Here is a 10,863-nt window from a genome sequence, read left to right on the forward strand (position 1 = left end):
GAGGATATCAGATTACCGGTAAACAAAAAGTTTGCAAAGATATATATTAAAATAACCAAAAAAATTGTCGCAGGAATCAACTTATCGGTAGCAGCTTTGCTGAATTTTTTGAAAAATGTAGAAAAAATAGGCTCAGTTGCAGCAGCAACAAATTTTCCAGCAGGATTGAAATACAACTCCTGCCTTGTCATAACACTTCTTAATATCAATATAACAATATAAAACTTTACCGCTAATGATATCAATAACATTTTAACCTCTTTTGCCAAATATTGCAGTACCTATTCTTACCATATTTGAGCCCTCTTCTATCGCAATCTCAAAATCATCACTCATCCCCATGGAAAGATACTCAACATCTGTATAAGTTTTTATTTTTTCAAAAAGTTTATACATCTTTCTAAAATTATCTCTGTTAAGCTGTGGTTCATCAAAAAACGGAGGAATTAACATAAGCCCTTTCAACCTCACAAAATTGGCCTGCAAAACATATTCAAGAAGCTCATCAAAATCTTCAGGCAATACTCCGGATTTCTGTGGTTCACGGGCTATATTTACCTGTATCAGTATATCCTGAATATGATTGAGTTTCGAAAATCTTTTTTGCATCTCCTGGACAATTTCAATTCTATCCACAGAATGAATCAGCTCAAATTTATCCTTTAAATATTTTACCTTGTTTGTCTGCAAATGACCGATAAGGTGAAATTTTATATCTTTAAAAGAAGACAGAATTTCAATCTTTTCAAGAGCTTCCTGTACTTTATTTTCACCAAACACTCTAAGACCGGCATTGTAGGCATCTAAAACTTTTTCAGCAGGATAAGTTTTGCTTACTGCCACAATATGAATATCCTCAGGCTTTCGCCATGATTTTGTGGCCGCTTTATCAATCCTTTCTCTAATTATCTCAATATTTCTTTTCACATCATTCATATTTCATTAATACCGATAGCAATCTGCCCGTTTTATTAAATCTTCTGTAAGAATACAAAAAACCACTGCATCTTGTACAATAATTTAAATCTATAACACTCTCTACAAAATTCTCAAGTTTTAATTTAATAATTTTTCTCAAATCCAGATAAAACTTTCCGTCATTTTTTAAAAAAATATCATTGTTATTTATCAAAGATATAAACTTTTGTACAAGCTCAGAGTTAACCTCGTAGCATTTAGCACAAATCCCAGGGCCAACAACAGCATATCTCACGGTATCTTGTTCCATTTCAAAAATTTTTAAACACTCTTCAAGAATACCACTGTAAATACTTTTCCAGCCGCAATGGATATTTGCAATCATTTTATTGCCAACAAGTTGAACATTAAAACAATCTGCAGTCAAAATCCCTAATGCAACATTTTTTTTCCTGGTTACAAGACCATCTCCGGTTAAAAGGTGAACATCTCTATCAATATCTACAATAATATTTGAATGAATTTGAGACAGTGTCAAAACTTTTTTTAGTGAAAACACTTCATATAATTTTTCGTAATTTTTCGTCACACTCATCTCATCGTCATCTACATGATATCCAAAATTAAGACTCGAAAATTCACCTGAACTAAAGCCAGAAAATCTTGTAGTGGTAAAGCTTAAAACATTCTGCGGCAACCCTTCAGGCTTTAGATACATAATGCCTTTTTTTGCAGCTATCAAAATTAATTCTCCAAAAAATTTTTTATTTTTAAAAACTCATTTCTAATAACTTTTAAGTCAAAATTATGTGAAATAAGTTTTTCCCATTCAAACTCTTCACTAATATCATACATGTTATAGGCATTGGAATCAAATGCTTTTAAAGCATGTTTTACATCATAATTTTTGACATATAGCCTATAAAATTCATTGATACTACTGTTCCCTCTTGATATTGTTGCCTGTAAAAATGCTGTATTGTGCGACATAATATTAAATTTCAAATTTGGAATTTTTCTTAGACCTGAATTCAAATATTTAATTTTGTTACTGATACTTTTCTTGTTTTCAATACCAAAGTACTGCATAGGTGTAAAGGGTTTGGGGATAAATATATTTATTGACACTTTTATTTTACCAACCCTCTTAAATCTTTCAGACTGAATCTTTGTAAAGATAGATGAAATTTTCTGAATTCTTTCTACCATTAGCATTATGTCCTGAATTGTCTCTCCAGGCAAACCTATCATATAATACAGTTTTAAATTCAAAATACCTTTCTCAGCAATTATTTTAACCGCATCATAGATTTTACTTGAATCAATATTTTTATTTATAACTTTTTTAAGTTTTTCAGAAACTGTTTCTTCTGCAATTGTAATGGAGTTCACACCGCAATCCTTCAAAAGTGCCACCAAATCCTCATCAAGCGTATCAATTCTTAACGAAGAAACAGAAACATTTTTTCCCAAGTTTTTCAATTTTGTAAGGTGAGGCTTAATGTCAGGCAAATCTCCAAAGACGGCACTTATAATGCCCAACTGATTACCAAAACTGTTTTTTTTAACAATATCATAAAATATATCAAAATCCATAATACGATACGGCCTGTAAATATATGATGCAGAACAAAATCTGCAACCATACTTACATCCGATACTAAGCTCTGCCAAAAATTCACCGGCAAACTCCCCTTTTGATGTTTTGATGACAGAGCAAATAGGTCTTCTGTCTTTTTTGTAAGCCACCTTTGCCTTACCATTTCTTTCAGGATAAACACTGTAATCAAGAGTTTTTATAAAGCTTATCCTTTCATTTTTAGTTTTAAGTTTTAACATAAAACCCAAATCTTCTTTCATAGGTTCAAGGTCACCCACAAGCTGAAAATCAACAATATCAAGGAGCAACACTGGGTTTAAAAATGTAAGTACCCCACCTGCAATTATAAGAGGAAAGCTGTCATCTCTTGCGTCTCTAAAAACATCTATATGTTGTGATTTCAAAAATTTTAAAAGATTTAAAATATCCTCTTCATAATTTATGCTTATAAAAAGGATATCAAATTCTGCCAAAAATTTCTGGGATTCCAGAGATAAATTGTCTTCATAAAAGTCAAGGACAAATCTCTCGCAAACCACATCATCAATTGAATTTAAAAACCTGTATGCTTCCTGAAACCCAAGGTTTTGTGAAGCTAAGTCATAGGTGTTTGGATATAGTAAAGCTACTTTAATTGAGCCGTTTTTTATTATGTAGCCTTCTTCGGACTCCAAAATATCACGATAATGTTTTATAACTGACCATTTTTCCATTAAGTTTCTTTATTTATTCCAAGATGATTATTTGTCCGGCAATATTTTTTCTTTATACTTTCTTTCTTATTTTCTTTAATAATTTTTTCTTGCAGTTCGGTTTTTTTTTGACCAAGCAGTATTTCCACCTTTTTATTTATTTCAAGGACATTTTTTAGTTTTTCAAGGTCTTCTTCACTTATTTCGTTCAATTTAACGGCAATCTGATTTATCTGAGTAAAAAAATTCTGATATATCTCAATATATTCACCAAGATAGTCAGAGTCACAGTTTAAAATTTTTTCTGCGATTTTAACAAAATTGCCATAAATAATATCCAAATTATTATTCATTGTAAAAATATAATACAGCTATGCGTAAAGGTCAATTTTATTTGAAGAAATTTTTATAGATGAGTTTAGCAGTTTAATCAGATTTTCACCGCTTTTTTTCAAGGTTTCATTCCCTTTTGCAGCTATTTTAATTGCATAGACGCAACTATACTGCTGAAGTTTATAGTTACTTATCCCATGAATATCCATAAAAGCTCCGTTTTTATTCAAACGGGTAAAATTTTAGCACCTTATCAGGTTCAACCTTACTGTGGATATCCAACAACGATGATGTGTCCTGTTTCCTAAAAGCATCCTTTAGTTTATTAAGCACTTCATTTACATCATCGTCAGTCTTAAGCTGTGAGTATGAGTTTGCTGCAAGCCTGTTTTCCCTTTTTATTTCAACTATATCTGCAAATTTTTTTGAATCAGATACCTTTTCAGAGTTTTTCTCACTCTTTGCAGATATGTTGCTTTCAGCCTTCTTTTTACTCACATTACCGGTAAGCTTGTCCCTGATGTTGATTACGGAGTTATCAAAATTAATTGTCATATTACCTCACCCGGCAAAATTAACCGACCTTTTTTTATTTTCATTGCTGTTTTCTATTTCTTGCTCTTTTTCCACTATTTCTTTCCAGGCTTCCCTTAAATTTAAAAGAAGCTTGATGACTGAATTCACCTTTTCAGCATTTTTTTCCATATTTGCTTCTATCAGCTTCCAGACCATAAAATCGTAAAGCTTGAGAAGATTTTCCGCTATTTTACCGGCATCCATATTCAAAGTAGACATCAATTCGTATAATATATTTTCAGCTTTGATAATATTTTCATGAGCACCGGGAATATCCTTGGATTCAATTGCCCTGTTAGCCTGGCGTAAAAATTTTATTGCACCATCATACAATAGAAGAATCAGTTTACCTTTTGTTGCTCCTTCAATTTCATTCTTTAAGTAAGTTTTGTATGGATTTGAAACCATTACTCCTCCTTTTATTATTGATTACTTGCAAGAAGCTGAGTTAAATAGTTGCCTTGCTCTTGCAGCTGAGCTATTTGTTTTTCCATATATGTAAATTGGCTCCATACTCTTTCAAGGTAACTTGTAACACGTGTTTGTTCGCTATCCATTTGTTCGGCAAGATTGTACAACTGTCTGTCAATCGTACCAGAAGGCTGTATTTTAAGAGAAATCAAGCCTCCTGTAGACACATATTGGTTTACCACTTCCTCATATTTTCTCGCCCATCCTTTCGCAGAATCACTATTTTCCGCAAAAAGCCTGTAAACATCATCAGGACGCTCAGCAAGAGCATTTATAAAAGTTTCATTGCTTTTTAGTGTGTCTAAAATTTCATCATAATCTGTTGAATCCTTTACCAGCATCCCTTTTTTAAGAATGCTTATATCGCCACTGCCAGCTACATTTATTCCGATTTCACTAAGACTTGAATAAGTCCCGGTTATTCCGGTGACCTGATTTAAGAGGTTGCTTCTTAAGGAGTTTTTGAGCAAACGGAGTTCTGAACTTTTTGAAATAATGTCGTATGTAGTAAATTTATTCCATTTCTCTTCGTAGTCTTTCACCTCCTCACTCGTCATATTATTTTTTTCATCCTCTGTAAGAGGCGTTAAATATTTTTTGTCTTCATCGTCGATCTCTGGTGGACTTAACTTTTCAACTAACTGATTATAATGTTGTACAAACTTAGCAAAATATTCTACAGCCTTTGTGGTATCTGTTGAAATATCAAGTGTTACATTTTCACTCGAAGCATTTTTTATATTTAAAGTAACACCTGATATTATATCGTCTATTTTATTTGTATTTCTAACATAATTTATGCCATCAACATTAAGAACTGCATATTGGCCAGCCACCCCATATTCCGTTTGAACAGTTGTGTTATTTGTAAGATTTAGTGCTTCCAAAAATGAGCTGGTATCGTTAATTGAACCAAGTTTAATTTTATCAATGGAGTCAGTTGATTTTAACGTAACTTTGTCAGAAACCTCATCATAAGACATCTCAACATTGGCACCTGAATTGTTAATTTTATAAATTACGTCATTCAGGCTATCGGAGCTTGCATCCACATATATTGAAACACCATTTATAGTAAATATACCGCTGGTAATTGTTTTGGTGAATCCAGCAGAACTAAGCTTTTCAGTAGGGTCTATGGAACCATCACTTTTACCTGTAACCTTGGTGGCACCATCAGAAGAAGTTATTTTCAAGACGCTTAAAATATCGCTTGTATCCCCAAAATCTCCGAGAGTGATATTTTCGGCGCCTTTATTGTTTGCTCTTAATTCAATTCTATCTTCCAGGTCATTATAAGTGGCAGTAACGCCTGCGCCCGAAGAATTTATTATTGACAATAAATCATTAACGGATATGGCAGTATAATCATCAATAGTTATCTCAACACCGTTTATTGTAAAAGTTCCATTTGTGGAAGATGAAGGTGATTTTGCAAATCCTGCGTTCTGTAATCCGGTAACAGATGTATTTAGACCTGAACCGCTTGAAACTGCCCCTCCTAAAACCTTTGAATATGTTGCTGAGGAAACATTTAATGATGAGTCCTGTGCAATTAGAAAAGTACCGCTTGATAGTCCTGAGTCGGCAGTTAAACTAACACCCGGAATAAGCCCACTTCCAGTTGAGTTAAGCTTCGTTAAAAGATTGGCATAAGAATCAGAAACATGAAATTTTGAAATTTTGGTAACTGTAGAAGCAGTTATTGTAGAGCTTGAACCATCATATAATCCAAGGCTCTGACTTATAGAGTCAGTCCCGGAAGCAATGGCAAGGTTTTCCAATGAAGTATCGTATATCGCAAAATTCCAGCTGCCAGTAGTTGAATTAAAATCAGCTCTTATTGCCACATATTGTTTATTTGAAGTATTGTTGGCCGTATTTAACTGACTATTTAGAGAATTTTCAATATCATAGGCTATTTTGTTTATATCATCACCTGTAGTTGCAGAAACAGAAACTGAGTAACTCACAGAATTAATATTTAATGTAAAATTACCATTTAAGTCTGAAGTTAATTCACCTTTAGTATCAACTACAGATATACCAGCTCCTGAGTATTTTTTAAACTGGCCCAGGTTATTGGGTGAAAAAATATCTTCAGAAATATAATAGTCTATGCTTGAAATTGAGGTTGTTGAAATACTAACAGAGTGTACACCCTCAAGAAAGTCTGAAGGTCTTCCTGACAATTTTGTCACTCCAGCACCTGTTTCCGTAAGAGCTACATTTGTAAACTGACTGAATGTATATGAGTTTCTTGCAATTTGAGAAACAGTAATTGAGTGTGAGCCGTTTTTGGCAGAAATTGAAGATGTGGCTGAAAGAATTGATGTGTTTGAAACAGAAACATTCTTTGACTTAAAAGTTGATTCAAGTTTTAAATTTAATAAGTCTGCTTTTATAGTTGCAAGGTCGCTGCTTATTTCCTGGTAAATACTTTTTTCAAGGTTCTTGTTTGTATATTTTTGCTCAAGAGAGTAAAAAGTCTGTTTTGCTTGAGTAGTCAATGTTTCAACAATACTATTGGTATCAAGGCCAGATATTATGCCACCTATCCTTAAGTCCTGCATAAGCAAACCTCCGTGTCGCTCAACTTACATATCGGATATCAAAATAAAACCTTTAGAAAAAAGTTGAAAAATATGAAAAAAAATGTGAGATTAGGCATCAAGGATAGAGTATGAAGAAATTAATCGTTTACGACTGCGATGGCGTGCTTTTTAATAGCAAAAAAGCCGTATTGGCCTATTATGACTATGTTTGCGAAAAATTTAATCTGCCCAAAATAGACAGAAACAATGAAGATATGGTCAATATGGCGATGATGAAAACCAACGAAGAAATTTTGTCTATTCTGACTGACTCCAAAGAAAAATTAAACGAAATGCTTGATTTTGCCAAAAAGATGAATTTTACAAAATTTCTCGATTTGATGGAGCCAGAAGAACACTTGATTGAAACCCTTGAAAAACTTAAAGAAAATAATTTTAAGTTGGCTATTTTTACAAACAGAGGTTACTCTCTGCACTACCTTCTTAGCCACTTTAATATCGATAGTTATTTTCATTTTAAAGTCACATCTCTTGATGTGCAAAAAGCAAAACCACACCCTGAAGGTCTTTTTAAGATATTTGATTACTTTTCTTTAAAACCTGAAAATACGATATACATCGGAGATTCTGAGACCGATTACATGGCTGCAAAAGCATCCATGACCCCCTTCATAGGCTACAAGAAAAAGTTTGAAGATTCGATTTTTATGAGCCGTCATGATGAAATTTTTAAATACATTTAACCAAAAAAATTAGACAAATTCCTTCAAATCAACTTTCTCAGATTTTATATCCCCTACTATCCTTTGCTTCAACAGCTCAAATGCTTCAGTCCGGTCAGTGGTAAAAATCAATCTTTTTGCGGTATCACCACCGGATAAATCTATACATTTTTCTATTTCAGGCAGTACAGCCAGGCTTGAATCTATCAAAATAAGCTCAGGGTATAATTTGTGTATCTCTTCTTTTAACACCGGATAATGGGTACAGCCCAACACAAGTGTATCAACACCTTTATTTACAAGAGGTTGTATATATTCTTTCAATGCAAGTTTCGTAATTTTATGATTTATTCTCCCCTCTTCCACAAGGGGCACAAGCAACGGAGCAGGATTCTGGTATATCTCAATGGATGGGTCTAAATTTTTAATACTTTTACTATAAGAATTACTTTTTATTGTGCCAATGGTACCTATAACACCTATTTTTTTATTTTTGGTAAAATAAGCTGCCTGTTTTGCACCTGGGTCAACTACACCTATTACAGGGATACTGACTTTACTTCTCAGAAAATTAAGAGCAAATGAAGATGCAGTATTACAGGCCACAACAAGGCATGAAATATCAAATTGTTCAATGAGAAAATTTGCACATTCAAGACTGTATCTGCAGATAGTCTCTTCTGATTTATTGCCATACGGCACTCTTGCAGTATCGCCTAAATAATACACATCAAGAGATTCAAACTTTTCAATTATTGAACTGTAAACTGTTAAACCGCCTATGCCTGAATCAAATACACCTATTGCCATATCTACTCTTTAAAAAATATTGCCATTTCATCAAGTCTGGAAAGACACCTGTAAAACTTTTTACTGAAACATGATTCAAGAATTTCAGGTTTGAAAAAATCACTCAGTCCATATTTAGACTTAATAAAGAGCTTTGTATTGTAGTAGTAACAGTGATCAATAAGATGGGCAAATCTGAGTGCATTATTTAATGCATCAAAAGGGGTCATTTTATCAATAAAAATTGCCTCGCACCTGGAAGGGATAACAAAATATTTAAAAGGGTGGTTATCAACTAATGTGTCAATAAGTGCAGAAAAATTAACAAGCATCTTGCTTGTTTTTTCTACATTGTAATCCCTGAAAGTATCAAGAAATGTCTTTGTAGCTATTCTCTGGTTAAGAATTTTTTTTCTCTTCCTGTAATCAAGTCCTTCGACTACAACAGTCTTAAAAGCTCCTGAAATAATGCCCATCTCCCTTGCAAATTCATCTACCTGAAATTTAAGTTTCCCGAGATCTGATGGCAAAGTATTTGATGTAGTGATAATTAAAGTATTTTTATTTATCAGTAGAAAAAATTTTGCCATCATCCTTGTGGTCGCAGGATCATCAAGCTCAAATTCATCAAGAAGCAAAAGCTTAAGTCTTGAAAATTCTTCAGCTGTTTTTTCAAGCCCTATATAATTGAAAAAATAACATAACTCAGCAAAACTTAAAAATGCTTTTGGTACATTTGCTGTATTATAACAGGCACTTAACAAATGAGTTTTACCTACACCGTAACCACCGTCAATATACAAGTTGTTTAAAGTTTTTTTATTGTCATTTATTTGCTTTGCTTTAAATAATCCAAAAAATCCTTTTTTTGTTATGGAAGAATCTTTTTCATTGTTAAGTTTAGAAATTTTATTCATCAAAGTATCTTTTATGTAATGCTGAGAAGGATAATTTGGATCAGGGATATAATTTTCAAAAGTACAGCCGGAAAATTTGGGGTGAGGTCTCAGATTTACAAAGCACTCCTCTATGGAAACATCAAAACTTATATCATTTAAATCCAGAATCATGACTTTCTGCCTTAATGATTATTTAAAACCCCGATTTTTTAAAGAAAAATATGGAAAAATGCAAGCGGTTTCTAAAAAATTATCTTATGCCTCTTCCATTTTTTATCAGTTTTTTATTTTCATACATCTTTTCATCCGCCTGTTTTAGTGCGGCGTCAAACTCATCTTTGTTTTTTGCAATAGCATACCCTATTGCCATCGAAACCTTTGATTCAAGACTTTTATTCAAGCTATTTTGAGTCTGAATAATTCTATTGTAAAGATTTTTCACCAATTCTGTATTGGCATTTTTAATAATTACTGCAAATTCATCTCCGCCAATTCTTGCAAGACAGTCATCCATTCTAAATGAATTTTTCAAGATTTTTGAAGCATTTTTTATTAGCTCATCCCCAGCAATATGCCCCAAGGTATCATTTATAACTTTTAAGTCATTAACATCAACCATAAAGAAAGCTATCGGATAGCTTCTGCCACCTCTTACCCTTTCAATCTCCGACTCAAAGTATGCCCTGTTATAAATACCAGTTAGCTTGTCATGTGTGCTTGCATATTTTAAACTGTCTTCAGATTTCTTTTGAATGATTGCTGATGCAATTATATTCGTTACAATTTTGAGAAATTCTGCTTCCCTTATACTCCAAACCCTGACCTTCTCACTATCTTCGTACGAAATAAAACCAAAGATATGACCTTTTTCATAAATAGGATACATTATCAAAGAGATTGTTTTAGTCACATTCATATAATCATTTAAGAGTTTATCATTATTATTTATATTCCCAATAATAATACTTTCAAAATCAAGCCTTTTAAACAACTCCCACAATAAATTATTATCAGAGATATCAACATCACCTTCTTTAATAGTCGAAAGTGATTTTTTTATTACTCCATCATCCATTTCATAAATGTTAATTTGCGATAACCCGAGATAATTTTTTATTAAATTTAAATTCTCTTTTATACTTTCATTTAAATCACTACCTTTGTATATTCGCTGTAAAAGCTCAGAAATAAACTTTTCAGTCTCATAATCCTTTTTTGTGTTTTCAATAACATTATAATAATCTGTAACATCCTGCAAAAGAACAGTGCATCCTGCAATTTCGTCATTCTCAATAACCGGGGAAGTTA

12 protein-coding genes and 1 pseudogene are annotated in these 10,863 nt (G+C 32.6%); 1 reads left to right on the plus strand and 12 read right to left on the minus strand.

Annotated elements, in window-relative coordinates:
• The 9 genes and pseudogenes from ACTCAF_RS09665 to fliD form a co-directional block, all read right to left on the minus strand.
• Window positions 1-251: pseudogene (locus ACTCAF_RS09665) on the minus strand (YggT family protein); the annotation flags it as partial.
• A gap of 1 nt (window position 252) precedes the next feature.
• Complete coding sequence (locus ACTCAF_RS09670) at window positions 253-936, minus strand: YggS family pyridoxal phosphate-dependent enzyme (RefSeq protein WP_463063075.1); 684 nt, start codon at window positions 934-936, stop codon at window positions 253-255.
• Complete coding sequence (gene pgeF / locus ACTCAF_RS09675; RefSeq protein ID WP_463063076.1) at window positions 929-1,636, minus strand: peptidoglycan editing factor PgeF; 708 nt, start codon at window positions 1,634-1,636, stop codon at window positions 929-931. Before pgeF ends, ACTCAF_RS09670 begins: the two co-directional genes overlap by 8 nt.
• Before the next feature lie 26 nt (window positions 1,637-1,662).
• Window positions 1,663-3,231: a radical SAM protein gene (locus ACTCAF_RS09680; RefSeq protein WP_463063077.1), complete on the minus strand. Its 1,569-nt coding sequence runs from the start codon at window positions 3,229-3,231 to the stop codon at window positions 1,663-1,665.
• The gene (locus tag ACTCAF_RS09685; protein WP_463063078.1) at window positions 3,231-3,563 is read right to left on the minus strand and encodes a hypothetical protein; all 333 of its coding nucleotides are present in this window, start codon (window positions 3,561-3,563) and stop codon (window positions 3,231-3,233) included. The genes ACTCAF_RS09680 and ACTCAF_RS09685 overlap by 1 nt, the downstream gene beginning before the upstream one ends.
• 18 nt (window positions 3,564-3,581) lie before the next feature.
• Window positions 3,582-3,752: a hypothetical protein gene (locus ACTCAF_RS09690; protein ID WP_463063079.1), complete on the minus strand. Its 171-nt coding sequence runs from the start codon at window positions 3,750-3,752 to the stop codon at window positions 3,582-3,584.
• 13 nt (window positions 3,753-3,765) lie between these two features.
• On the minus strand, window positions 3,766-4,098 hold the full coding sequence (locus tag ACTCAF_RS09695; RefSeq protein ID WP_463063080.1) for a hypothetical protein: 333 nt from the start codon (window positions 4,096-4,098) through the stop codon (window positions 3,766-3,768).
• 6 nt (window positions 4,099-4,104) lie between these two features.
• The gene (fliS, locus tag ACTCAF_RS09700; protein WP_463063081.1) at window positions 4,105-4,527 is read right to left on the minus strand and encodes a flagellar export chaperone FliS; all 423 of its coding nucleotides are present in this window, start codon (window positions 4,525-4,527) and stop codon (window positions 4,105-4,107) included.
• 14 nt (window positions 4,528-4,541) lie between these two features.
• Entirely contained in the window at window positions 4,542-7,163 is a 2,622-nt protein-coding gene (fliD, locus tag ACTCAF_RS09705) for a flagellar filament capping protein FliD (protein WP_463063082.1), read from the minus strand.
• A 110-nt stretch (window positions 7,164-7,273) separates the two neighbouring features.
• Between fliD and ACTCAF_RS09710 the strand changes: the two genes are divergently transcribed.
• A complete protein-coding gene (locus ACTCAF_RS09710) occupies window positions 7,274-7,888 on the plus strand; it encodes an HAD family hydrolase (RefSeq protein ID WP_463063083.1) in 615 nt (204 codons plus the stop codon).
• A gap of 9 nt (window positions 7,889-7,897) precedes the next feature.
• Here ACTCAF_RS09710 and murI read toward each other — a convergent pair whose 3' ends face one another.
• From murI to ACTCAF_RS09725, 3 genes are all read right to left on the minus strand, one after another.
• A complete protein-coding gene (gene murI / locus ACTCAF_RS09715) occupies window positions 7,898-8,677 on the minus strand; it encodes a glutamate racemase (RefSeq protein WP_463063084.1) in 780 nt (259 codons plus the stop codon).
• A gap of 2 nt (window positions 8,678-8,679) precedes the next feature.
• Window positions 8,680-9,726, minus strand: coding sequence for a cell division protein ZapE (gene zapE, locus ACTCAF_RS09720; RefSeq protein WP_463063085.1), 1,047 nt, complete (start codon window positions 9,724-9,726; stop codon window positions 8,680-8,682).
• Between the two features lie 79 nt (window positions 9,727-9,805).
• On the minus strand, window positions 9,806-10,863 hold a 1,058-nt coding region (locus tag ACTCAF_RS09725; protein ID WP_463063086.1), incomplete at its 5' end, for a GGDEF domain-containing protein.

The sequence above is a fragment of the Deferrivibrio sp. genome (assembly GCF_055117995.1).